Source organism: Amycolatopsis sp. NBRC 101858 (assembly GCF_030269325.1).
In the GTDB taxonomy this organism is placed as follows: Bacteria; Actinomycetota; Actinomycetes; order Mycobacteriales; family Pseudonocardiaceae; genus Amycolatopsis; species Amycolatopsis ponsaeliensis.
Genome location: NZ_BSTD01000001.1, coordinates 1,760,146 through 1,783,527, shown reverse-complemented (window position 1 = coordinate 1,783,527; position 23,382 = coordinate 1,760,146). Strand labels below are relative to the sequence as shown.

The 23,382-nt window shown below is 69.7% G+C and carries 24 protein-coding genes; 7 read left to right on the top strand and 17 right to left on the bottom strand.

Annotated features, from left to right (window positions below):
- Nucleotides 1-424: 424 nt before the first annotated feature.
- Nucleotides 425-1,831 carry a M1 family metallopeptidase gene (locus tag QSK39_RS08555; protein WP_285477082.1) on the bottom strand — a complete coding sequence of 469 codons (1,407 nt, stop codon included), beginning with the start codon at nucleotides 1,829-1,831 and terminating at the stop codon, nucleotides 425-427.
- 75 nt (nucleotides 1,832-1,906) lie between these two features.
- Here QSK39_RS08555 and QSK39_RS08550 point away from each other — a divergent pair, with 75 nt between their 5' ends.
- Entirely contained in the window at nucleotides 1,907-2,653 is a 747-nt protein-coding gene (locus QSK39_RS08550) for an alpha/beta fold hydrolase (protein WP_285477081.1), read from the top strand.
- Nucleotides 2,654-2,783: 130 nt separating this feature from the next.
- Here the strand turns inward: QSK39_RS08550 and QSK39_RS08545 are convergent, their stop codons facing one another.
- From QSK39_RS08545 to QSK39_RS08525, 5 genes are all read right to left on the bottom strand, one after another.
- Nucleotides 2,784-3,740, bottom strand: a complete 957-nt coding sequence (locus tag QSK39_RS08545; RefSeq protein WP_285477080.1) for a peptidoglycan recognition protein family protein — start codon at nucleotides 3,738-3,740, stop codon at nucleotides 2,784-2,786.
- A 62-nt stretch (nucleotides 3,741-3,802) separates the two neighbouring features.
- A complete protein-coding gene (locus tag QSK39_RS08540) occupies nucleotides 3,803-4,678 on the bottom strand; it encodes an iron-sulfur binding domain-containing protein (RefSeq protein WP_285477079.1) in 876 nt (291 codons plus the stop codon).
- A gap of 9 nt (nucleotides 4,679-4,687) precedes the next feature.
- The gene (locus QSK39_RS08535; protein WP_285477078.1) at nucleotides 4,688-5,629 is read right to left on the bottom strand and encodes a glycosyltransferase; all 942 of its coding nucleotides are present in this window, start codon (nucleotides 5,627-5,629) and stop codon (nucleotides 4,688-4,690) included.
- A gap of 3 nt (nucleotides 5,630-5,632) precedes the next feature.
- Nucleotides 5,633-6,124: a beta-class carbonic anhydrase gene (locus QSK39_RS08530; protein WP_285477077.1), complete on the bottom strand. Its 492-nt coding sequence runs from the start codon at nucleotides 6,122-6,124 to the stop codon at nucleotides 5,633-5,635.
- Nucleotides 6,125-6,223: 99 nt separating this feature from the next.
- Nucleotides 6,224-7,324: a LacI family DNA-binding transcriptional regulator gene (locus QSK39_RS08525; RefSeq protein WP_285477076.1), complete on the bottom strand. Its 1,101-nt coding sequence runs from the start codon at nucleotides 7,322-7,324 to the stop codon at nucleotides 6,224-6,226.
- 188 nt (nucleotides 7,325-7,512) lie between these two features.
- Between QSK39_RS08525 and QSK39_RS08520 the strand changes: the two genes are divergently transcribed.
- From QSK39_RS08520 to QSK39_RS08510, 3 genes are read left to right on the top strand one after another with little or no spacing between them, the layout of a single operon-like run.
- Nucleotides 7,513-8,424 (top strand): metal ABC transporter solute-binding protein, Zn/Mn family, encoded by a 912-nt coding sequence (locus QSK39_RS08520; RefSeq protein ID WP_285477075.1) that lies wholly within the window; start codon nucleotides 7,513-7,515, stop codon nucleotides 8,422-8,424.
- A 2-nt stretch (nucleotides 8,425-8,426) separates the two neighbouring features.
- Nucleotides 8,427-9,278: a metal ABC transporter ATP-binding protein gene (locus tag QSK39_RS08515; RefSeq protein ID WP_285477074.1), complete on the top strand. Its 852-nt coding sequence runs from the start codon at nucleotides 8,427-8,429 to the stop codon at nucleotides 9,276-9,278.
- A gap of 3 nt (nucleotides 9,279-9,281) precedes the next feature.
- Nucleotides 9,282-10,163, top strand: coding sequence for a metal ABC transporter permease (locus QSK39_RS08510; RefSeq protein WP_285477073.1), 882 nt, complete (start codon nucleotides 9,282-9,284; stop codon nucleotides 10,161-10,163).
- On the opposite strand, the gene QSK39_RS08505 is transcribed toward QSK39_RS08510, so the two are convergent.
- From QSK39_RS08505 to QSK39_RS08495, 3 genes are read right to left on the bottom strand one after another with little or no spacing between them, the layout of a single operon-like run.
- Complete coding sequence (locus QSK39_RS08505) at nucleotides 10,160-11,368, bottom strand: DUF445 domain-containing protein (protein WP_285477072.1); 1,209 nt, start codon at nucleotides 11,366-11,368, stop codon at nucleotides 10,160-10,162. The genes QSK39_RS08510 and QSK39_RS08505 overlap by 4 nt on opposite strands.
- A 36-nt stretch (nucleotides 11,369-11,404) precedes the next feature.
- Nucleotides 11,405-12,580, bottom strand: a complete 1,176-nt coding sequence (locus QSK39_RS08500) for a DUF445 domain-containing protein (RefSeq protein WP_285477964.1) — start codon at nucleotides 12,578-12,580, stop codon at nucleotides 11,405-11,407.
- A gap of 59 nt (nucleotides 12,581-12,639) precedes the next feature.
- Nucleotides 12,640-13,869: a DUF445 family protein gene (locus QSK39_RS08495; RefSeq protein WP_285477071.1), complete on the bottom strand. Its 1,230-nt coding sequence runs from the start codon at nucleotides 13,867-13,869 to the stop codon at nucleotides 12,640-12,642.
- 130 nt (nucleotides 13,870-13,999) lie between these two features.
- Between QSK39_RS08495 and QSK39_RS08490 the strand changes: the two genes are divergently transcribed.
- The gene (locus QSK39_RS08490) at nucleotides 14,000-14,980 is read left to right on the top strand and encodes a hypothetical protein (protein ID WP_285477070.1); all 981 of its coding nucleotides are present in this window, start codon (nucleotides 14,000-14,002) and stop codon (nucleotides 14,978-14,980) included.
- A gap of 158 nt (nucleotides 14,981-15,138) precedes the next feature.
- Entirely contained in the window at nucleotides 15,139-15,789 is a 651-nt protein-coding gene (locus tag QSK39_RS08485) for a class II aldolase/adducin family protein (protein ID WP_285477069.1), read from the top strand.
- On the opposite strand, the gene QSK39_RS08480 is transcribed toward QSK39_RS08485, so the two are convergent.
- The 6 genes from QSK39_RS08480 to QSK39_RS08455 form a co-directional block, all read right to left on the bottom strand.
- The gene (locus tag QSK39_RS08480) at nucleotides 15,786-16,457 is read right to left on the bottom strand and encodes an HD domain-containing protein (protein WP_285477068.1); all 672 of its coding nucleotides are present in this window, start codon (nucleotides 16,455-16,457) and stop codon (nucleotides 15,786-15,788) included. The two genes, QSK39_RS08485 and QSK39_RS08480, sit on opposite strands and share 4 nt — an antisense overlap.
- Nucleotides 16,458-16,530: 73 nt before the next feature.
- Nucleotides 16,531-17,169, bottom strand: coding sequence for a hypothetical protein (locus tag QSK39_RS08475; protein ID WP_285477067.1), 639 nt, complete (start codon nucleotides 17,167-17,169; stop codon nucleotides 16,531-16,533).
- A gap of 2 nt (nucleotides 17,170-17,171) precedes the next feature.
- Entirely contained in the window at nucleotides 17,172-18,185 is a 1,014-nt protein-coding gene (locus QSK39_RS08470; protein ID WP_285477066.1) for a hypothetical protein, read from the bottom strand.
- Between the two features lie 183 nt (nucleotides 18,186-18,368).
- Nucleotides 18,369-18,950, bottom strand: coding sequence for a transglutaminase-like domain-containing protein (locus QSK39_RS08465; RefSeq protein ID WP_285477065.1), 582 nt, complete (start codon nucleotides 18,948-18,950; stop codon nucleotides 18,369-18,371).
- A gap of 73 nt (nucleotides 18,951-19,023) precedes the next feature.
- Nucleotides 19,024-19,629 carry a histidine phosphatase family protein gene (locus tag QSK39_RS08460; protein ID WP_285477064.1) on the bottom strand — a complete coding sequence of 202 codons (606 nt, stop codon included), beginning with the start codon at nucleotides 19,627-19,629 and terminating at the stop codon, nucleotides 19,024-19,026.
- Nucleotides 19,629-19,982, bottom strand: coding sequence for a hypothetical protein (locus QSK39_RS08455; RefSeq protein ID WP_285477063.1), 354 nt, complete (start codon nucleotides 19,980-19,982; stop codon nucleotides 19,629-19,631). Before QSK39_RS08455 ends, QSK39_RS08460 begins: the two co-directional genes overlap by 1 nt.
- Nucleotides 19,983-20,077: 95 nt before the next feature.
- On the opposite strand from QSK39_RS08455, the gene QSK39_RS08450 reads away from it, so the two are divergent.
- Nucleotides 20,078-20,755 carry a GDSL-type esterase/lipase family protein gene (locus tag QSK39_RS08450; RefSeq protein WP_285477062.1) on the top strand — a complete coding sequence of 226 codons (678 nt, stop codon included), beginning with the start codon at nucleotides 20,078-20,080 and terminating at the stop codon, nucleotides 20,753-20,755.
- Between the two features lie 162 nt (nucleotides 20,756-20,917).
- Here QSK39_RS08450 and QSK39_RS08445 read toward each other — a convergent pair whose 3' ends face one another.
- Together QSK39_RS08445 and rlmB are read right to left on the bottom strand one after the other, a co-directional pair.
- Nucleotides 20,918-22,351 carry an MBOAT family O-acyltransferase gene (locus tag QSK39_RS08445; protein WP_285477061.1) on the bottom strand — a complete coding sequence of 478 codons (1,434 nt, stop codon included), beginning with the start codon at nucleotides 22,349-22,351 and terminating at the stop codon, nucleotides 20,918-20,920.
- 52 nt (nucleotides 22,352-22,403) lie between these two features.
- The gene (gene rlmB, locus QSK39_RS08440; RefSeq protein WP_284745006.1) at nucleotides 22,404-23,360 is read right to left on the bottom strand and encodes a 23S rRNA (guanosine(2251)-2'-O)-methyltransferase RlmB; all 957 of its coding nucleotides are present in this window, start codon (nucleotides 23,358-23,360) and stop codon (nucleotides 22,404-22,406) included.
- Nucleotides 23,361-23,382 lie beyond the last annotated feature (22 nt).

The window sequence follows — 23,382 nt, the reverse complement described above, 5'->3', positions numbered from 1 at the left end:
ACTCGGGGTAAAGGTGCTGGGCCGCAGAAGCTGGAGTTCAACGCGGGAGTGTCCCGGAGGGAGATCGCGAGTAAGTATTCGCGTTTCGCTTACGACCCGACCACGGACGAAGTGGCTTTCGGGCCTTATTCATTCCGCGTTGCCTCTGCGATCGAGGCCGCAGGAATCCTGGCTGACGCCATCGCCCAGGCGGCATTCGCCGTCGATCGGAGTGCAGCCGCTGCGCTGCGGGCTCGCGCCACCGAAGCCCTGGCCGCGTCCGGGTTGTCAGATGTCTTCGCTGAAGGTGCCGTGCGGCTGTCACCCGGTGGTCCTTGTTCTTGCAGAGGCAGGCTTGCAGCTGCTGTCGTCGCGGGAGCCGCAAAGCAGCAACCCGGAGGTGCGCCTACACGACGGGGACGCTCTGTACGTCGAATCGAACAGCTCAGCTGCGCAGTGAGCCCGGGAAGAGGTCCGCGTCCGCCGGGAGCTTCGTCCCCCGGAACCACTCGTCGAAGAAAGCCTTCAAGTTCTGCCCGCTGACCTGCGAAGCCATCTTCTCGAAGTCGGCCCACGAAGCGTTGCCGTGGCGGTAACGGGCCGGCCAGTCGTGCAGCAGCCGGTTGAACGCCGGGTCGCCGATCTGGCGGCGCAACGCGTGCAGCGCCAGGATTCCCTTGTTGTACACGCCCTCGAACTCGTGGCCCTGGCCCATGCCGACCAGCTTCTGCGCCCAGAAGTCCGTGCTGCCGCGGGTGATCTCGATCGCCGCGCGGTAGCGGTCGTCGAGGCTCTGGCCCTCGCGCTCGGCCCACAGCCACTGCGCGTACGACGCGAAGCACTCGTTCAGGCAGATGTCCGACCAGTTCCGCAGCGACACCGAGTCGCCGAACCACTCGTGGGCGTTCTCGTGCACCAGCGTCGGCAGGTCGGCCCACTTCGCGTACGTCGGCCGGGTCTGCGTCTCCAATGAGAAGTGGACGTCCTCGTTCAGGAAGATCCCGCCCGCCGCCGACTGCGGGTACGGCCCGAACTTGCCGCTCAGGAAGCCGAGCACCTCCGGCAGGCGGTCGCCGATCGCGCGGCGGTCCTCGGTGCCGGGCGCGTACGCGTTCACGACCGGGGTGCCGTCGGGCAACGTCGACCTGTCGACACTGAACTTGCCGATCGCGATCGTCGTCAGGTAGCTCGCCACCGGGTTCGGCTCGGTCCACGTCCCCGGCGGGCCCTCCCGGCCGTTCGAGATCACCGTCCAGCCGGCCGGGACGTGCGCGGTGAGCGTGAAGGACGCCTTGTCGCGCGGGGTCTCATTCACGGGGTACCAGAACGCCGCCGAGTGCGGCTCGCCGACCATGTACGCGCCGCCGTCGGCCGAGTGCTGCCAGCCGTTCTCGCTGCCGCCGTCGTGCGGCGTCTTCGCCGGGTCGCCGCCGTAGCGGACGCGGGTGCGGAACGTCGTCCCGGCGCGGATCGGCGCCGCCGGCGTGATGACGAGCTCGAACGCCTTCTCGCGGGTGAAGCGGGCCGGCTGCCCGTCGACCTCGACGCTGTGGACGTCGAGCCCGCGCAGGTCGAGGTCGAACCGGCCGAGGTCCTGGGTGGCCCGCGCCGTGACCGTCGTGTCGCCGTCGAGGTGGCCGCTCGGCGGGTCGTAGGTCGCGTCGACGTGGTAGTCCAGTGCGTCGTAACCGCCGTTGCCGTCGTCCGGGTAATACGGATCACCGGCGCCCGCCGCCCCCGCCACCGGGTGTATCGGAGGAGGCGGGAGGGGCGCCGTGACGGCGTCACCACCGCAGGCCGCGGCGACGATCACCGCGGCGCAGACGGCGAGGGCAGCGAGTCGGCGGCGCATACGGCCCAGCCTAGGTCATCCACAGCGATCGTTCGGTCACGTTCCGCACCAGCGGTTTTGTGGTTAGGTGGCCGCGTGCTCTGTTTCGGCGGCACCGGCGTGCCGATCGTTCTGCTCCACGGACTGATGGGCCGCGCGCGGACGTGGCGGCGCGTCGCGGAGTGGCTTCGGCCCTACGGCGCGGTGTACGGCCTCGACGCCCGCGGCCACGGCACCGCGCCGCGCGTCGGCCCGTGGACGACCGAGCGGTTCGCCGAAGACGTCGCCGACGCGCTGCGGACCCTGGACGCCGGCCCGGCCGTGCTCATCGGGCACTCGATGGGCGGCCTGCACGCGTGGGCGACCGCCGCGACGTACCCGGAGCTGGTGCGCGCGGTCGTGTCCGAGGACTTCGCGCCGGACCAGCGCGGCCGGACCGTCGAGACGTGGCACGGGTACTTCGAGAGCTGGCCGGTGCCGTTCGCGTCCCTGGACCACGTCCGCGAGTTCTTCGGCGACGCGGGCGAGTACTTCGCCGACTGCGTCGAAGAGCGTGCGGACGGGTTTCACCTGGTCGCCGACCTGGCGGACCTGTACGTCATCGCCGCCGAATGGGGCCGCGTCGATTACTGGTCCGTGGTCGAGAAGATCCGCTGCCCGCTGCTGCTGGTCGAGGGCGAGCACACGGCGATGCCGCCCGGCCAGCAGGCACTCGTCGCGTCCCGGGTCGACGGCGCGAAGCACCTGGTGGTCCCGGGCTCGGCCCACCTGCCCCACGACGAAGCCCCGGAGACCTACCGGGGCGCGGTGGAGGCGTTCCTCAGCCAGGTGCTCGCGTGCTGAAAAGGTCGACACGCGTGATTGCGGAGTCGACACGCGTGATCAGAGGGACGACACGCCGAGCGCGCCGTTGAGCCGCCGTGTCGTCGCCCCAATCACGCGTGTCGACCGTTGGATCACGCGTGTCGACCCTTCAGGCCCGAGCCAGCTCCGCTCGCCAGGCCGCCGTGGAGCGGTCGGCCGGGACGATCAGCGGCCAGACGTCCGCGCCGAGGAAGCCGGTCTCGTCCGCCACCTTCGCCGCGGTGCACGTGTCGCGCGGCAGCCCGGCCTGAACGGCCAAAGCGGCCACGGCGTCCTTTGTGGACTTTCCGAAGACGCCGTCGGTCGGCACGCCGAACCCGGACGCGCGCAGGAACCGCTGCGCCTGTTGCACCTGACGGCCCGTGTCGCCCGGCTTCAGCAGCGGCCATTCGGCTTCCGACCGCGCCACCGAGACGCCGAGGACGCGGCCCACCGCCGTCCGCAGCTCCGGCAGCCGGTTGTAGAGCACTGTGCCGGGGCACTCGGTCGTGTTGAAGTCGCGGTGGCCCTTGATGAACTCGGGCGCGATGCCGTACTGGTGCGCGATGTAGGCGACCAGGTTCACCAGCGAGTCCCACAGCGCCTGCGGCACGTCGACCGTGCTGTACAGGCCCTCGTTCTCGATGCCGATGACCTCGCTGTTGTGGTTGCCGACGTTCGCGCCCTGCACGTGCTGCGTGCCGCCGCGCAGGATCTCCAGGCTGCGGTGCCTGCCTTCGGTGACGAACCCGCCGCGGCTGTTCGTGAACTGCTGGCCGCTGTCGATCCAGCCGTTCTTGTCCATGTGCAGGTCTTGGATGAACTTCGCGACGTAGAACGCGCGCGCCAGCGAGAAGTCGTTGTTCATCGGCGGGTCGACCGCGTGGTGCACGACGATGTAGGTCGGTTTGTGGTTCTCCACGACGATCGGGCCGGTGGCGGCCCGTGCGCCCCACTCGGAGGTGGGGTGGATCGTCGGTGTCGGCACGGCCGCCGAGGCCGTACCCGTGGTCGTCATCCCCAGTGTGCCGGCCGCGGTCGCGGTCATCCCCGCCTTGAGCAGGGTCCGGCGGTCTACGTGGACCATGCGGAAAAGGTAGCTCCGCACCGCGCCGATGACAACTATTGACCAACTTTGGTCGTAGCGCGTTAGTGTTCGCCCGGCAGTGCGAAGAGGCCGCCGCTGGTCTGTTCGAGCAGGCCGTCGGCGAGCAGGGAGTCCAGGCAGCGGTCGCGCTGGCCGCCGTCGTGCCAGACCAGATCCAGGCGGGCCTTCTCGACCGGGCCCTCGGACCCGCGCAGGACGTCCAGCAGCAGGCCGCGGACCTGCCGGTCGGTGCCGGCGAACTTCTGCACGGGCTTGGCCGGGCCGGCGTACTCGGGCTTCCCGGCGAGCTGCCACGCGCACTCGTCGTAGACCGGGCAGTCCGCGCAACGCGGGCTGCGTGCGGTGCAGATCAGCGCGCCGAGTTCCATGATCGCGGCGGAGAACTTCGCGGCGGGCGCGTCCTCGGCCGGCAACAGGGCCTCGACGTCGTTCATGTCCCGGGTGTTCGACGCGGGCCCGGCGTCCCCGGCCCCGTGCACGGCCCGCGCGACGACGCGCCGCACGTTGGTGTCGACGACGGGTGCGCGCCGCCCGTAGGCGAACGCGGCGACGGCGCGAGCGGTGTAGGCGCCGATCCCGGGCAGTGCGAGCAGAGTGTCCACATCGGACGGAACGACGTCGCCGTGCTCGCGTGCGATCACCCCGGCGGCTTCGTGGAGCCGCAGCGCGCGCCGCGGGTAGCCGAGCTTGCCCCAGGCCCGCACGACCTCGCCCTGGCTCGACGCGGCCAGCGCCGAGGGAACCGGCCACCGGGCCATCCATTCGTGCCAGATCGGCTGCACCCGCGCGACCGGTGTCTGCTGCAGCATGATCTCGCTGACGAGCACGCCCCAAGCCGAGCAGTCGGGCTCACGCCAGGGCAGGTCCCGGCCGTGCGCGGAGAACCAGTCGAGCAGTACGTCAGCGTCCACAGCCACGCGGGGAGGCTACTTCGCGAACTTCGGCAGCTCGCGGGCGACCTCGTCCGGCGACGGCATCGCGGCGATCTCCGCCGCGATCGCGCGGGCCGCGTCGCGGCAGGACGAGGACTTCCGGGCCTGCTCGGTGACGGCGTCCGCGGTCAGCTCGTCGGGAAGGAGACGCAGGCCGGCACCTGCGCCGACGAGCGCTTCGGCGTTCGCGAACTGGTCCGCACCCTGCGGCAGGACCAGCTGCGGGACGCCGGCGGCGAGCGCGCCGAGGGTGGTTCCGCTGCCGCCGTGGTGCACGACGAGGTCCGCCCGCGCGATCGCCGCCGCCTGGGGTACCCAAGCCCGGGCCGTCACGTGGGCCGGCTGCGGCCCGAGGGCCACCCCGCCGGTGGCGACCACGACGTGCGGGCCGAGCGCGGCCAGTCCCTCGATCGCCGTCTTGAGCACCTCCGGCGTACCGAAAGCGGTGCCGAGCGTCAGGTAGACCAGGGGGCGGCGGAAGTCGCCCGGCTCGGCGAAGGGCACCGGGCGCAGGACGATCCGGTCGGCGGTCGCCAGGAAGCCCGCGTCCTGCAGGGACGGCGGGCAGATGTCCAGGTGCGTCCCGCCGTCCGGGCGCTCGAGCCCGATCCCGGCGGGGAACAACCGGCCGAACCCGTGCCAGAGGGCGGGGATCCCGGCGCGCCGCGCGGCGACGGCCACCTCCGGGACGCCCCAGCCGTGCACGACGAGGTCCGGCCGCAGCCGGGCCAGGTCCGGTTCGAGGTCTTCGGCGTAGATCTCGTAGAACGAGTCCGCCGGCCGGAACGGGTTCAGCCCGAGCCGGCCCAGCGGCGCGTGGACGTGCTCACCGGCCGCGAAGTGCACTTCGTGCCCGGCCTCGCGCGCCGCGATCGCGAGCGGGACCATCGGATGGGTGTGACCCGCCGACGCGAGGGCGGCGAACAGGACGCGCAAGGCCTACTCGACCTCGGTGAGCTTCCCGGTCTTGACGTCGTAGACGAAGCCCCGGACGTTCTCCGTGTGCGGCAGGAAGTCGCTGCGGCGCACGCGCTCCACCGAGGTCCGGACGCTGTTCTCGACGTTGCGGAACGCCTCGACCGCCCACGTCGGCCGCAGGCCGGTGTCGCTCTCGAGCTCGTCCTTGAAGTCGTCTTCGGTGACCATCGAAAGGCCGCACTCCGTGTGCTGGACGATCAGCACCTCGCGCGTGCCCAGCTTGCGCTGCGAAAGGGCCAGCGAGCGGATCATGTCGTCGGTCACCACCCCGCCCGCGTTGCGCAGGACGTGCGACTCGCCCTGCAGCAGGCCGAAGAGCTCGAACACCCGGATGCGGGCGTCCATGCAGGTCAGGATGGCCACCTGCAGTGACGGCTTCGGCGACGAGCGGTCGCCGGGCGTCACTTCGCCGAGCTCCTGGTTGCGCTTGAGCAGAACGTCGATCGAGGTCATCGGTCACCTTCCGGCCAGTGGCCCCGCGGCGCGGGCGTGCCACTCCATTTGACCTGGTGAAGACCCCTTCGGGCAATGCACTACGAGCTATGTCACGGGTCAGCCCCCGAACCAGGGCTCCTCGACCGTTCTAGGGGGTGCCGACGTCCGCCCGACACGCAGCTCGGTCGGCAGGGTGATCACCTTCGGCGCGCTCCGCTCGGCCGAGCCGAGCAGCAGCCGGCCCGCCATCTTGCCCTTCTCCAGCACCGGCTGGTGGACCGTGGTGAGCCCGATCCGCTCGGCCTCGGCGATGCCGTCGAAGCCGGTGACGGTCAGGTCCTGCGGCACCCGCAGCCCGCGCCGCTCGGCCTCGGCCATGGCGCCGAGCGCGAGGATGTCCGAGGTGCAGATCACGGCCGTGATCTGCGGGTACGCGTCCAGGAGCTGGCGGGCGGCGGACGCGCCGTCGTCCACCGTGTGGTCGAAGCGCTCGATCACCGGGACGCCGGCCCAGTCGACGCCGGCCGCGGAGAACGCCACGGCGAGCGCTTCGAGCCGGGTGCGCTGGACGTGGAAGTGCGCGCCGCTCTGGCGGGCCGGGGACACGAAGTCGTCGTTGCGCTCGCGGGCGAGCCGCATGCAGATGACGCCGACCTGCCGGTGGCCCAGCGAAACCAGGTGCTCGGCGATCTTGCCGACCGCCGCCGCGTCGTCCGGGCCGACGCGGTCGATGCCCTCGATGCTCGGCTGGTCGATGATCACGGTCGGCACCGGGCGTTCCAGTACGGCGGCCAGGTGCGGGTCGTCGTCCGGCACGGAGTAGACGACGAAGCCGTCGACGCCCGCGCGGTGCACCGCGGCGACGTCCTCGCGGCCCGGGCTGGCCGGTACCAGGTGCAGGCCGACACCGGCGTCTTCGCAGGCCAGGGCCAGTCCTTCGAGGACACCGACGGCGGCGGGGTCGCGGAAGGCGTAGGAGAGGTTCTCGGTGAGCAACAGCCCGACCGCGCCCGCCTTGCGGGTGCGCAGGGAACGGGCGACCGGGTCGGGCCCGGGGTAGCCGAGGCGCCGGGCGGTCTCGAGGACGCGGCGGCGCAGTTCGGGGGACAGCTGGTCCGGCCGGTTGTAGGCGTTGGACACCGTGGTCCTGGACACACCGAGCTCCGCCGCGAGCGACGCCAGCGTCGCCTGCCTCCGGGTGCGAATAGGACGTCCCATCAGCAAACCGTAACGGTTCAGATCGAATTCATGAAGAGACACCCCGGGTGGTCGATGTCTCGATCCGCATGCGTGAAGACGCATACACCAAAACACGATCGGATGGCCAGGAAGTCATCCGGATGGGGTAAGGTGAATCTGACAACGGTTTCCATTAGCAGTTCAGTGTCCGACCCAGGAGTCCTCAGATGAGTCCCCGCCACACCAGGAGCGTGCTCGCCGCCGCTTCGGCCCTGTCCGTGCTCGCCCTGGCCGCGTGCTCCGGCGGAACCTCCGGCTCCGACGGCGGCGGGCAGTCCGGCGGGTCCGACAAGATCAAGGTCGTGGCTTCGACGGACGTCTGGGGCAGCGTCGTGAACGCCGTCGGCGGCGACAAGGTCGAGGTCAAGTCGATCATCCACGACCCGTCGGCCGACCCGCATTCCTACGAGACGACGGCTGATGACGCGCTGGCGGCGAAGGACGCGAAACTGCTGCTGTCCAACGGCGGTGGCTACGACGAGTTCTTCGACAAGCTCACCGCCCAGGCCGGCGACGCGAAGAAGCTCGTCGCCTACGACATCGCCGCGACCGGCGACGAGAACGAGCACGTCTGGTACGACCTGCCGGGCGTCGACAAGGTCGCCGACCAGGTCGCGGCGCAGCTCGGGGAGCTCCAGCCCGCGTCGAAGCAGGCGTTCACCGACAACGCGACGGCGTTCAAGACGAAGGTCGGCGCGCTGGAGAAGCAGCTCGGCGAGCTGGGCGCCGCGCACCCGGGCACCAAGGTCGTCGTCACCGAGCCGGTCGCGCACTACCTGCTCGAGAGCGCGAAGCTGACGGACGCGACGCCGAAGGCGTTCTCGGACGCGGTCGAGAACGACACGGACGTCCCGGCCGGCGCCGTCAACGAGTACAAGCAGCTCATCGCCACCAAGCAGGTCAAGGCGCTGATCAACAACGCGCAGACGGTCACCCCGCTCACCCAGGACGTCGTGGCGCAGGCGAAGGCCGCCGGGATCGGCGTCGTCGACGTGACCGAGACGCTGCCGCAGGGTGTGACGGACTACATTGGCTGGATGACCGGGGAAGTCGAAGCGCTGGCAGGAGCGTTGAAGTAGGTATGCCTCCAGTCTCCGTTTCCGACGACGTGCGCCCCGCGGTCCGGGTCCGTGGTGCGGGGCTCGCGTTCGGTCCCCGCACGCTCTGGTCGGGGCTGGACCTCGTCGTCGAGCCGGGTGAGTTCCTCGCCGTGCTCGGCCCGAACGGCTCCGGCAAGAGCAGCCTGCTCAAGGCGCTGCTCGGCATGCAGGGCCTGTCGGCGGGCGTGGTCGAGATAGCCGGCGGCCGGCCGGGCGGCGCGAACCGCAAGGTCGGCTACATCCCGCAGCAGCGCGCGATCGACGAGTCGCTGACGCTGCGCGGCGTCGACCTGGTCGGGCTGGGCCTCGACGGCCACCGCTGGGGCCCGGGCCTGTTCGGCATGGCGGCCCGGCGCCGCCGGGTTTCCGAAGCCATCGAAGCGGTGGGGGCGACGCGGTACGCGAAGCAGCCCGTCGGGCGCCTGTCCGGCGGCGAGCAGCAGCGGCTGCGGGTGGCGCAAGCCCTGGTCGGCGACCCCGAGGTGCTGCTCTGCGACGAGCCGCTGCTGTCCCTCGACCTGGCGCACCAGCGCGCGATCAGCGAGCTGATCGACGCCCGGCGGCGCACGGCCGGCACCGCGGTGTTGTTCGTGACGCACGAGATCAACCCGGTCCTGCCGTTCGTCGACCGGGTGCTGTACCTGGTCAACGGCTCGTTCCGGATCGGCAAGCCGGACGAGGTAATGACCACCGAAACGCTGTCGGAGCTGTACGGCACCCGTGTCGAGGTGCTGAAGGTGGGCGGGCAGATCCACATCGCGGGCGCGCAGAGCGCGTTGTGCGAGGAAGAGCCGCACCACCACGAACACGACGTCGAAGAGCAAGTGGGCTGAGTCTTGGATCTGTTCGACTTCGGCAAGACGTGGGAGCTGATCACCGAGCTCGACGGCGTCCAGACGGCGCTGCTCGCGGCGGCGATCCTCGGCCTGGTGGCGGGGGTGCTGGGCCCGCTGATCGTGATGCGGCGCATGTCGTTCGCGGTACACGGGACGTCCGAGCTGGCGTTCACCGGCGGCGCGGCGGCCCTGCTGCTCGGCATCGGCGTCGAGTACGGCGCGCTGATCGGCGCGGTGGTGGCGGCCCTGCTGCTGGGCATCCTGGGCGCGCGTGACGCGGACCGCGACTCGGTGATCGGCGTGATCCTGTCGTTCGGGCTCGGCATGGGCGTGCTGTTCCTGTCGTTCTACAAAGGACGGTCCGGGAACAAGTTCGGGATCCTGACCGGGCAGATCATCACGATCGACTCGACGAACCTGACGTTGTTCGTGGTGTCGTCGGTGGTGGTGCTGGCGGTGCTCGCGCTGGTGTACCGGCCGTTGTTGTTCGCTTCGGTGGACCGGAACGTGGCCGTGGCGCGCGGGGTCCCGGTGAAGACGCTGACGGTGGTGTTCGCGCTGCTGGTGGGCGTCTCGACGGCGTTGAGCGTGAAGGTGGTCGGGTCGCTGCTGGTGGTCGCTTTGATGGTGACGCCGGCTGCGGCTGCGGCTCGCGTGACGGCGTCGCCTTGGAAGGCGACGGTGCTGTCGATCGTGTTCGCGGAGGTGTCGGCGCTGGGCGGGATCGTGCTGTCACTGGCGCCGGGCCTGCCGGTGAGCGCGTTCGTGACGGCGATTTCGTTCTTGATCTACGTGGTCTGCCGGGTAATCGCCTGGCAGCGCGACCGCCGGACGCGGGTGCGCGCGGTGGAGTCACCGGCCGAACTGGCTCCGGTGGCCTAACCCAGCATCAGCAGGACCTGCAGCTCCCCGACCACGAACCCGATCACCCCGCCCACGGCGATCAGCTTCCACTCGTCCTGCCGGAACGCCGGCCGCAGCAGTCCCTCGAACTCCAACGGCGTCAACGCCAGCATCCGCTGCTCGATCATCTTCGCCACGTCCATCGCCTCGGTCAGGTACCCCTCGGCGTACCGGGCCGTGTCCGGCAGCTGCTCCAGCGCCTTCACCGCCGCCGCGTGCTTCATCTCCCGCAGCCGCGTGCCACCCACCGCGAACGACAACGGCAGCTGCGCGTCCACCGCCGACGACACCATCTGCTCCACCATCGCCGCCAGCCGATCCGCCCGGGGACCTCGCAGCACCGCGTCCAGCAGGTTCTGGACCGTCAGGACCTCGTTCGCGATCAGCTCGCCGTACTGCCGGGCCACCTCCGCGCGCCGGCGCTGGAACTTGCCCTGGAAGATCACCCGGCCGAGGCGGACCGGCTCGCGCGGGACGAAGATCAGCTTGATCGCCAGCCAGTCCGTGCACAGCCCGATCACGCCGCCGAACGCCGGGAGCACCCACGGCTCGCGCGTGAACGCCCACACGATCGTCTGGACCAGCCCCAGCCCGAAGCCGAAGTAGATGCCCATCCGCGCGATGAACGCCATCTCCGGGCGGGACGTCTCGCGGATCAGCCGGACCAGGAGCGCCTTGTCCCGCGTCAGCCGCTGGACCGTCATGTGCTGGACGTCCAGCACCTCGTCGAGGTTCTCGCGGACGTCGTCGAGGAACTCCCGGACCAGCCGCGGCGCCGACGCCTGGACCTGCTTGATCAGCATCTCCTGGGCCAGCGTCGGCATGACCTCCCACAGCCGCGGGTGGTGCTCGGCCAGCACTTCGCGCGCGATGTGGTCGACCGCGCGCAGCAGCGGCTGCTCCAGCTCGGCCGTGATGATCACCGGGTCGACGCGGTCGAAGACCTCGCGCAGGTCCAGCAGGTTCGCCGTCAGCAGCTCGGTCGCCACCGCCGCCATCCGCCCGCCGTGCTTCGGGACGACGCCCTGCCAGCCGAGGAACGGCTTGATCCCGAGGAAGTCCAGCGGCCGGAACATCATCTCGATCGCGACGCGCTTGGTGACGTACCCGATCAGCGCCGCGATGAACGGCATCGCCGCGTACAGCGGCCAGTGCAGGGCGAGGTCGTGCAGGACAGCGTCCATCCCGACCTCCTCATCCCGAGAGCGAAACCGTACCGGCTAGCCGAGCAGCGCGAGCACCTGCAACTCGCCGACGAGCCCGCCGATCACCGCGCCGACGGCGATCAGCTTCCACTCGTCCTGCCGGAACGCCGGGCGCAGCAGCTGCTCGAACTCCAGCGCGCTCAGCTTCTTCATCCGGTCGACGATCGTGTTCCGCACGTCGAGCGCGTTGATCGCGTAGTTCTCGGCGTACCGGATCGTCTCCGGGACGCGCTCCGCGGCCTTCGCCGCCGCCGTCTGCTTCAGCTCCTGGAACTTCCTCGTCCCGACGGCGATGGCGACGAACGGCTTGACGACGCTGGCCTGCGCGTCGATCGTCTTCTGCACTTCGCGGGTGATCATCGCGAAGAGCCGGTCGGACTTCGGCCCGCGCAGCACCGCTTCCAGCAGGTTCGGGATGGTGATGATCTCGCGCGCGATCATGTCGCCGTAGTCGGCGGCGACCTGGTCACGGCGCTTCTGGAAGACGCCCTGCCAGGTGTAGACGCCGAAGAACCGGCGCGGCTCGCGTGGCAGGAAGATCATCTTGAGGGCGAGCCAGTCGGTGAACCAGCCGATGAGCAGGCCGAACACCGGCAGCACGATCGGCGACTTCGTCAGTGCCCACACCACCAGCTGCACGCAGCCGAGGATGAACCCGAACCCGATGCCCGAGCGGGCGATGAACCGCATCTCGGGGCGGGAGATGTCGCGGATCAGCCGGTTGAGCAGCGCCTTGTCGCGGACGAGGTTCGTCACGACCATGTGCTGGAGGTCGAGGACGTCCTCGATGTTGTCGGCGATCTCGCGCATGATCTTGGTGATCGCCTTCGGCGCCTCGGCCTGGACGCGCTTGAGCAGCAGCTGCTGCGCGCCGTTCGGCAGCACCTCCCACAGCCGCGGCTGGTAGGTCTCCATCACCTCGCGGGTGACGTCCTCGACGACCCGCAGCAGCGGCTGCTCGATCTCCTTCGCGACCTGCGCCGGGTCGAGCCGGGCGAAGATCTCCTTGGGGTCGACGAGGGTGGTAGTCAGCATCTCGGTGGCCGTCGCCGCCATGCGCTCGGCGTTCGCCGGCAGCACGCCCTGCCAGCCGAGGAACGGCTTGATCCCGGTGAACTCGAGCGGCCGGAACATCATCTCGATGGCGACGCGCTTGGTGACGTAGCCGATCAGCGCCGCGATGAACGGCATGGTGACGTACACCTGCCAGTGCGAGCTGAAGTCCACTCGCGCACGCTATCGGCCCTTGATCAGTGCAGCAGGAGCAGCACCTGGAGTTCACCCACCAGCCCGCCGATGACCGCACCGACCGCGATGAGCTTCCATTCGTCCTGCTTGAAGGCCGGCCGCAGGATGCCTTCGAACTCCAGCGGCGTCAGCTGCTGCATCTTGTCGACGATCGTGTTGCGGACGTCGAGCGCGCCGGTGGCGTAGCTCTCGACGTGTTTCACCGTTTCGGGGAGGTAGGCGATGGCCTTCTCGGCCGCCGCGCGTTTCATCTCCTGGTACTGCTTGCCGCCCATGGTCAGCGCGACGAGCGGCTTGGCGATGCTCGCCTGCGCGTCGATCGTCCGCTGCACCTCGCGGGTGACCAGCGCGAACAGCTTGTCCGCGCGCGGCCCGGTGAGCACGGCCTCCATCACGTTCCGCACGGTGAGGACCTCGTCGGCGATCAGCGCGCCGTAGTCCGCGGCAACCTCTTGGCGGCGCTTCTGGAACATGCCCTGCCAGCGGAAGAAGCCGAACCCGCGGGGCTCGCGCGGGTAGAAGATCATCTTGAGTGCGAGCCAGTCCGTGACGAAGCCCGTGACGAAACCGAAGATCGGCATGATCAGCGGTTCCTTCGTCAGCGCCCAGGCGACGAACTGGACGAGCCCGATCACGAACCCGAACCAGATGCCCGAGCGCGCGATGAACTTGAACTCGGGCGCGGCGACCTCGCGGATGAGCCGGCACGTCAGCGACTTGTCGCGGACCATCGCGTTGATGAGCATGTCGTTGACGTCGAGGACGTCGTCGATGTTGGTCGAGACCTCCCGCAGCAGCCGCTTGACGACCTCGGGTGCCTGCGCGCGGACCTGGTCGACGAGCAGCCGCTGCGCCCGCGCCGGCAGCAGTTCCCACAGGCGCGGCTGGTGGGTCTCCATGACCTCGCGCGTGACGTCTTCGACGGCCTTGAGCAGGGGAGCTTCGAGCTCTTTGACCATTTCCTCCGGGTCGAGCCGGGCGAAGATCTCCTGCGGGTCGACGAGGTTGCGGGTCAGCAGATCGACGGCGGTGGTGGCCATCCGCCGCGAGTTGGCCGGGATCACGCCCTGCCACCCGAGGAACGGCCGGATGCCGGTGAACTCGAGGGGCCGGAACATCATCTCGATGGCGACGCGCTTGGTCAGGTAGCCGATCAACGCGGCGATCAGCGGCATGGTGGCGTAGACGTGCCAGTGCTCGCCGATGTCCGCGAGGACAGCCGGTGCGTCCACAGTGGCCTCCTCGCGTCAACCGCTGGTCAACGGAGGTCAGAATGCCATGTGTTACCGGGGGTTCCCAAATTCGTGATGCATCCGTTTGGCGGTACGTCCTGAAGGTCCCTTGCTCATTAAGGTGGCCCGCATGGTCGCGCCTGAGAAGTCCCAGTCCACCTCGAAGACATTCGCCGTGGGTGTCCGCGGCTACAACCAGCGTCAGGTCGACGAGCGTCTCGCCGAGCTGACCAAGGAGGTCCGCGACGCGGCGCGCAGCCGCGACGAGTCCGCCGCGACGGCGTCGGATCTTTCGAAGGCGCTCGCGTACGCGCAGAAAGAGCTGGCGGAGACGAAGGCCGCCCTCGCGCGGATGAGCGCCAGCCCGTCCGGCGCCGGCGCGATGGCCGAGCGCGTCCGGATGATGATGCAGCTCGCCGAGGAGGAGATCGCCGACCTGCGAGCGGCGGCGGAGGCCGACGCGGCGTCCACGCGCGAACAGGCGGACAAGTACGCGCACGAGACCCGCCGCACGGCCGACAAGCTGGCGAAGGACGCGGAAGAGGAGCGTGCCCGCCTGAAGTCGGAGGCGAAGGGCGAGATCGAGAAGCTGAACGCGGCGGCGGGCGCGAAGCGGGTCGAGCTGGCCGCGGCGGCCGAGCGGGCCCGCAAGGAAGCGGACGCGGCGGCCGAGGCGGCCGCGGCGGAGGCCCGTGCGGAGGCGGACCGGGTCGCGGCGGACGAGCTGGCGGCGCGGAAGAAGTCGTTCGACGAGGAGCACGCGAAGAAGAAGCAGGAGACCGAGGCGGCGTTGGAGTCGGCCCGGGCTTCGCAGGCGACGGCGGATCAGAACCGCAAGCTGGCTTTGGACCTGCGGACGAAGGTCGCCGAGCGGATCGCGGCGACGGACGTGGCGGTCCAGGAAGCCATGCGGCTGCTGGCACCGGTGGAGGAGGCTCCGGCGGCCGGGAACGGGGACCGCAAGCCGGCTCCAGCTCCTGCCGCGAAGGCTCCCGCCGCTCCCGCTGCCGGGAAGGCTCCTGCTCCTGCCACTGCCGGGAAGACTCCGGCGGCTCCCGCCGCGCAGGCGAAGGCCCCGGCTGCTCCGCCCGCTGCACCGGCGAAGGCCTGACCTTCCCCAGACGCCGGCGCCCCTCGGATCTTCGAGGGGCGCCGGGCCATTTTTCGAACCCGGATAAATCCCCCGGCCGGGGAGGTGGCCGAAGCTCGTGGGTGGCTGGCAGTGTTCAGCTCAGCTGCCGATCACCCACGAGACGACGGGACCCGCGCATGATCCTCGAGACCGAGCGGGCCGCCGTGTGCGCCTACGCGCGCCGGATGGTCGGAGACGGCCTCGTCGTCGGGACTTCCGGGAACGTCTCCGTGCGGGCCGGGGACCTCGTCGCCGTCACCCCGACCGGCGTCCCCTACTCCAGCATGACCCCGGGCGATGTCGCCGTCGTCGACCTCGGCGGCCAGGTCGTCGACGGCTCGCTCAAGCCGACCAGTGAACTGCCGATGCACCTGTCGGTCTACTGGGACGTGCGCGATCCCGACCGCGAGCCCGTCACCGCCGTCGTCCACACGCACTCGCCGCACGCCACCGCCGTCTCGACCCTCGTGCGCGAGGTGCCGCCGATCCACTACATCCTCGCCACGATCGGCCCCTCCGTGCGTGTCGCGCGCTACGCCACGTACGGCACCCCCGAGCTCGCCGCGGCCGTCCTCGACGCCCTGGACGGGCGCCGCGGCTGCCTGATGGCCAACCACGGCACCCTCACCTACGGCGACGGCCTCGAGGCCGCCTACCAACGGGCCCAGCAGCTCGAGTGGGCCTGCCGCGTCTGGCTGCTCGCGCAGAGCGCCGGCCGGCCGAGCCTGCTGCCGCCACCCGAGGTGGCCAACGTCGTCGACCGGCTCCGGGGGTACGGCCAGAGCTAGGACGCCAGCGCGTCGACGGCGTGGACCGCGTCCAGCAGCTCGGCCACCGTCGGGTCGTCGACCGCCTCCTTGATGCACTGCCACAGCTGGAGGTTCGCCATCGCCCAGCGCGAGTACGTCGCCGCCGCCTCGGGGTTGTAGAAGTAGTACCCCTCGTCGTGGACGTCGCACTGCTCGCCGACGATCTTGTGCGCCAGCTCGCGCAGGCTCAGCCCGTTCTCGCGCAGGTACCGGTGCGCGAGCACCACCGGCGTCACCGGCAGCGCCTTGAACAGCGTGTCCGCGTCGCTCAACGCCTGTGCCTCCAGCGAAATGTCACGGCCGCGCGTGGCCATTTCGGCCTCGTCGATGATGCCGTCGATCCAGCGCGCCACGTCGCCAGGGACCCCGCACTCCGCGAGGATCTCCAGCCGCAGGCTCCGGCCCGCCGCCGCGGGCGAGTTGCGGAGCACCAGGTAGTTGACGTCGTGCACCAGTGCCGCGACCTCGACGACGGCGCGGTCGGCGCCGTTGTGCTCGGCGAAACCGGCCGCCTTCGCGCGGACGAAGCTCACGTGGTGCCAGCCGTGGAACGGCAGCCGTTCGGCATAGCGGCGGCATAGCCGGTGCACCCGGTTTTCGACGGCGTCGACGATGACATGGTCGATCGTGCTTTCCTGCGTGCGCATACACCTCTCCGATCCCGGCCGTGGTGTTCAGACGGGTGGAGTAATGGTAAGCGCCGCTGACGGCGGTGTGTAGCTAGATGCGGTCGGCCAATTCCCCCAATCGGACCTCCACCGGAACGTGACGGTGGCCGATTCCCGTGGCGGGGTCGAAAGAAAGGCTGAAGCTGCTCACCGGGCGTGATTTCACCAGGAACGTCATCGTGCCGTCGGCCGCTTCGGGGATGCGGTGGAATTCGTCGGCCAGCATGGTGATGCTGGTCCCGGCGCCGCAGACGGTGCTGCGCCGCCGTCTCGCGGAATTGATCAAGCCGGTGCCGGGGTCGATCGTCGTCTCGTACTTCTCGTGGCGGTAGTCACCCCGGAGAATGGTGGTGCAGAAGTGGTACCTGTGGTTGTGCACGGAATCCGCGTAGCCTTCCCGCCAGTCCTCCTGCGCCTTGTATTCGTGCAGCCAGAAGGAAAACGGGTCGGACGGCGAATCGAGCAGGCACCAGGCGAAGTGCGTTGTCGTTTCCCGGGACGAGCGCAGTACTTTCACGGATTCCGCGGTGGAGAGCGTGCGAAGCTGCGAGCGCAGTTCGTCGCGCAGGCCGGACTGGGCGGCCCAGGGGCGGAACCACTCGTCGACCGCGAGCCAGTCGGCGGCGAGCGGGTTCCGGGCCGTGCGCAGGCGCGTGGCCAGTTCGGACAGGGGGGACAGGCGGGTGAGCAAGGTCAGCTCCCTAGCTCGGCGACTTCGGAGAACTCCGTGCGGAAGGCGTGGAACTTGCTTTCCAGCTCACGGAACTGCTCCTCGGACAAGGGGGATCCGGTGATCTTTTCGAACAGCGCCAGGAAATCCGTCCGCGTCGTCGCGGACGTGATGCGGAAGTGGCGGCCGGTCCGGGACTGCGAGACGCGCACGAACTCGGCGCGCTCCATGTTGTAGAGGAAGGAACCTTCGGTGAACCGCAGGGTCCGCGGGTACAGCTTCGTGGCCCCGCGGACGTCGCTGTAGAGCGACACCCACACGCTGTCGTCGAACATCTCCAGCCGGTCCAGCGGCGGGTCGGCGACCACGGTGATGTCGACCTGCGCGCAGCGGCTGCGCGCCAGGAAGAGGCCGACGAGCCCGATCCGGATCTCTTCGTCGAGCCGGGTCTGGATCTGGTCCGAGTCGACGTCGCCGGCTTCGCGGCGCAGCAGGTAGCGGGCGCGCCCGCTGATCGCGCCGGCGTCGCGCGGGTCGGCGATGACGGCCCGGAGTTCGCGCTCGGTGCGGGAAAGCAGCAGGCGGGCGGCCGCGTGCCGCCCGGAGAAGCCGCGGAAGAAGTACTGCCGGGTCGCGTCGAGGTCGGCCATCAGCGCCCGGTTGAACGCGGGGTCGGGGTCGGTGGTCGCCTCGAACACGTCGGTGGGGAAGAACTCCTTGTTCAGCGCGCGGTATTCGGAGCTCAGGTCTTCCAGCGCGCGCCGGCTTTCCTCGATCACCGGGGTCACCAGCGCCTTCTGCGAAGCGCTGGCGGTGATCAGCGTGGTGCCGAACCCCACGATCGCGGAGATCAGGGTGCCGGTGCCCAGCGACGTCACCAGGTTCTTCCCGGTGCCGGGGTCCATCAGGCCGGCGAGCCACAGGCTGAGGCCGGCGACGACGACGAGCACCGTGAGGAGCAAGCTCGTCCTGGTCCAGAAGATCTCCTGCAGTGGGGTACGGCGGCGGGATCCGCCATCCGCGGCCACTTGCTTCACCTCCCTCGGACCACCCGAACGGACGAATGCCCAAAGTGTCTGTTCGAGTGCGGGGAGTCACTTTACGCGCCTGACGGGACCCGCGAAATAAGAAGTTCGGGGGACAGTGCTGACGGACAGACGTCACTCTCGGCAATAATTAACCAGGTTGCCGAGTTTTCCGAAAATCGCGGAAAACCCGGCTCAAAGGGCGGCCGGGAGGCCGTTTTCGTACCAGCCCGGGCCGGGTTCGGCGGTCATCAGGAAATCGACGACGACCGGTGCGGGCGCCGGGTGGATCTCCGGGTGATCACGTTCGCCGCGCGCGAAGTCCACCGGCCAGGCCAGTTTCTCCTCGCCGAGCGAAAACTCCCCACCGGCACCCGTCCGGTTGCCGCGGGCATCGAGGCGCGACCACCTGCCGTGCAGGTACACGGCATTCAGCCCGTGCAGCGCGGAGAGCTCCTGGTAGCAGAACCCGGCCGGGATCCCTTGTGCGCGCAGCAAAGCGGCGAGCAGGTGCGCCTTCGCGTGGCAGATCCCGACGCGCTCGCGCAGGACGTCCGACGCCCGCCAGGTGACGCGCGGATCGCCCGCGTCGATCACGTGCTCGACCTCGTCCCGGACGAAGAGGAACGCGGCTTTCGCGCGCTCGACGGGATCTTCAGCCGATTCGCGGAAGGCGCCGGCCCGGGCGCGGATCGAGGGGTGTTCGTGATCGACGACGTCGTCCGCGGCGAGGTAGTCGCTCAGCCGAACGGACGTGGGCGACGGAACGGGACTCATCCGGCCATCGTGTCAGGCTCGGCCATTCGGGCGAGAGTCATTTTCGGCGGCTGCGACGCTCCGCGTTCGCCGGCTACGGAACGTAGAAGTCGGGCGGAAAGCCGGTCCAGCGCAGCTCGGCGGGCAGGTGGCTCAGGTCGTTGTAGGTCAGCAGCGCCGCCGGCCGGCCCGGCGAGTACCGGATGACGGTGAGCCCGGCGTTGGCGTGGTTGAGCGCGAGCCACCGCCAGCGCGGCGCGTCCTGCGAGGCGCTCACGAGCCAGCCGACGAGGAAGTTGTGCGTGACGACGACGTCGTACCGCGGCTCGGCCGCCGGCACGGGCCCGGTGAACCGGCGCTCGGCCTCGGCGGCGAGCTCTTCGTCGGCCGGCGGGTGCTGGCGGGCGAACGCGAGCAGGAGGTCCCCGGAAGTCTCGGGGAGTTCCTCGCGCATCGGCAGGTACGGGACGAAGTCGCCCGCGGCCCGTTCTTCGTGGACGGCGACCCCGGGCAGCTGGGCGGCCATCAGCTGGGCGGTCTCGCTCGCGCGCGGGAGCGGGCCGTGGTGGATGGCCGTGACCGGCACGTCGCGCAGGCGCCGGCCGAGGAGGATCGCCTGCCGCTGCCCGGCTTCGGTGAGCACGCCGTTGGGCGCCGCCTCGCCGTGGCGGGTGAGGAAGAGGAACCGGGTCGCGAGCATCAGGCGACGGGCACGAGCGCGCCTTCGGGGCTGTGGCTCGGTGCGAACTGGGCCACCAGCCGGACCGGCGCGGGGTGCGGCGGCACGATGGTCGAGGCGAACGGGGTGATCGTGTAGTCGCGGCCGCTGTTCGTGTGCAGGTGGACGCTGACGTGGACGTTGCGATCGGCGGGGATCTCGAAGGAGACCGAACCCCAGGAGACGACGTACTGGCGGCCGTCGATGCTCGCGATGGGGGCGTAGGCGCGGACGGTGTGGCCGAGGTGGGGGATTTCGAGCGCGAGCAGGCGGCGGGGGCCGTCGTGGTGGTCGACGTACGGGATCACGCCCGGTGCCCTGGACAGCTCGGTCATCCCTGGTGCCTTTCTGACTGTTCGCCGATCATGCTGCCAGGTCGCAACCAGCGGCGTGTGCGTTCCCTGCCAGTTGCGGGCGCGACGCTCGGCACATGACGATCAACCTGAAGCCCGGAAGCACCGTGATGTTCACCGGCGATTCGATCACCGACCTTTGGCGACCCCCGGGCGAGGACCGGTGCGGCTACCCGCTGCTGATCGCGGGTGAGTGGTGCTTCCGGCACCCCGGGTGCCCGGTGACCTGGCTGAACAGCGGTCATGCCGGCGACAAGGCGATGGATCTGGAGGCCCGGTGGCAGGCCGACGTGCTCGACGCTGAGCCGGACGTCGTGTCGATCCTCGTCGGGGTCAATGACATGGGGTGGCACACGTTGGACCCGCGTGGCCGGGTGATTCCGGTTGAGGAGTTTGCGGCGTGTTATGACCGGCTGCTCGCTCCGCTCGCGTCCCGGGGGACGGAACTGGTCCTCATCGAGCCTTTCCTGGTGCCGGTCAAGGGTGTGGTCGAGCGGGTTCTTCATGGTGTTGATGGGGAGCGGGTTGTGGTCATCGATGACGCTGTGCGTGAGGAATGGCGTTTTGATTTGGACGCGAAGATCCGGGTGGTTCGGGAGTTGGCCGGGGAGTACGGTGCGCAGCTTCTTGCTGCGGACCGGATGTTTGGTTCGCTGGTGGGGGAGGATCCGGGACGGTGGTCTGACGATGGGATCCATCCGACTCCGGCTGGGCATGGGGCTCTTGCTGACGCTTGGCTGCGTCTTGTTGGTTGAGTAACCCCCTCGACCCGAACGCTCGATTGTTCAGCGGCCGGCGCACCGCGTCAAGGCGGGAAAGATGCCTTGACCCGGCGCGCCGGCCGCTGAGGTCGCTGCTTATCGGTTCGGTGGGGTGGTGTGGTCGGCCGGCTTGCGTTTTGGTGGTCTGCCGTCGCTCTAGAACTGGTAGTACAAGAATGGGCTGAATGTTCCTGTTGCGATCAGGATTGCCGCGTACAGCAGGCCTACCGTCATCACGCCTATGCGCAATGCCGTTGCCGGCTTGCTTCTCGATGACTCCAGGAGCGGTCCTGTTACCGGGTGGGCCGGGAGGAGGAACACCGCCAGGGCCGCCAGGAGCAGCACCAGCCTCTGGTTCGTGAATGCCTGCTCTACTCCTGTGCCCAGGCCTTCGAAGTCGGGGATCAGCATGTGGCCGATCATCGATAGGGCGTGGCCCAGGTCGGCCGATCTGAAGAACACCCAGCCGAACACCACCAGGAGCATGGTCAACGCCCTGCGCGCGTACCTCTTCCAGCGGACCGCCGGGTCCAGGTCCAGGCCGAAGCGGCGCTCGATCACCAGCAACGCCCCGTGGTAGCAGCCCCACACCAGGAACGTCCACTGCGCTCCGTGCCAGAAGCCCGTCAACACGAACACGATGCACAGGTTCCGGTACGTGCGCGCTGCGCCGTGGCGGTTGCCGCCCAGGGGGATGTACACGTAGTCGCGGAACCAGCGGCTCAAGCTCATGTGCCAGCGGCGCCAGAACTCCGTGATCGTCACCGATGAGTACGGCCTCGCGAAGTTCTCCGGCAACCTGAAGCCCAGCATGCGGCCCAGGCCGATCGCCATGTCCGAATAGCCGGAAAAGTCGAAGAACAGCTGGAGCGTGTAGCCGATCGCGCCGAGCCACGCCGTTGCGAACGTCATCTGGTCCGGGGGCACCTTGAAACACGCCTCGACCAGGGGGCTCAGCGAGTCGGCGATGATCGTCTTCTTGCACAGCCCGAGCGCGAACCGGGGGAAGCCGGCCGCCAGGTCGTCGAGGCGGTGGGAGCGCAGCTGGGGCAGCTGGTCGGCGATCTCGCGGTAGCGGACGATCGGGCCGGCCACCAGCTGCGGGAACATCGCGATGTACGCCGCGAACGACACCGGGTTGCGCAGCGCCTGCCGCTCACCTCGGTAGATGTCGACCACGTACGAAATGTGGTGGAACGTGTAGAACGAGATGCCGATCGGCACCACCAGGCTCGCCACCGGCACGCTGCCGCCGAACCAGTGCGCGACGGCCGCGATCTGCTGCGTCGCGAACCCGGCGTACTTCCAGATCAGCAGCACCGTGACGTCGAGCGACACCACCGCGATGAGGATCTTGCGCCGGCGGCCGCCGTCGAGGTCGAACGGGTCCGGGGCCAGCAGCGGGCCGGCCAGGAAGTTCACGACCATGCAGCCGAGCAGCAGGAGCACGAACGGCCCGGCGCCGATCGTGTAGAACAGCAGGCTGCCGACCGCGACGATGCCGTTCCGCCACGTCCGGGGGCACACCAGCACGGCGATGAGCACCGCCGGCATGAAGTACCACAGGAACAGTGGCGAAACGAACGACATCGGGTCCCCTCGAGTTATCCGACGGTGACCTTAACCCGACTGGGTGGTGGTGTCAGACCCGACCGGCGAGACGGCGGCGTCGCGCCACCTCGGCCAGCAGCACCCCCGCCGCCACCGACGCGTTGAGCGACTCCACGCCCGCCGCCATCGGGATCGACACCGTCGCGTCGCACGTCTCGCGGACCAGGCGCGACAGGCCGCGGCCCTCCGAGCCCAGCACGATCACCAGCGGGTCCGCCGCCAGGGCGAGCTCGTCGATGTCCACCGAGCCGTCGGCGTCCAGGCCAACCAGCATCAGGCCGTCGTTCGCCCACGCCTTGAGCTGGCGGGTCAGGTTGGTGGCCACCGCGATCGGCAGCTTCGCCGCCGTGCCGGCGCTCGTCCGCCACGCCACCGCCGTCATGCCCGCGCTGCGCCGCTCCGGCAGCAGCACGCCGTGCGCGCCGAACGCGGCCGCCGAGCGGATCACCGCGCCCAGGTTCCGCGGGTCGGTCACGCCGTCGAGCGCGACGAACAGCGGCACCTCGCCCGAGTTGCGGGCCGCCGCCATCAGGTCGTCCGGGTGCGCGTACTCGAACGGCGGGACCTGCAGGCCCAGGCCCTGGTGCACGGCCCGGTTGGTCTTGCGGTCCAGCTCCTCGCGCGGGATCTCCAGGATCGAGATGCCCTTGTCGCCGGCCAGCCGGACGGCGTCGTTCACGCGGTCGTCGATCTCGATGTTCAGCGCGACGTACAGCGCGGTCGCGGGGACGCCCGCGCGCAGCGCCTCGACCACCGGGTTGCGCCCGGCGATCAGCTCCGGCTTGTCGGCCTTCTTCTGCCGCGCCTGGTCGCGCTTGGCCTGCGCGTTGTTCTGGCGGTAGGCCTTGTGCCCGGGACGGTCCTCCGCCTTCGGGGTCGGGCCCTTGCCTTCGAGGGCCTTGCGGCGCTGACCGCCCGAGCCGACGACGGCACCCTTCTTGGTGCCCGTCTTGCGGATCGCGCCCTGGCGCCGCGAATTGCCTGCCATGGTGAAAGTTTCCTTGCTGTGT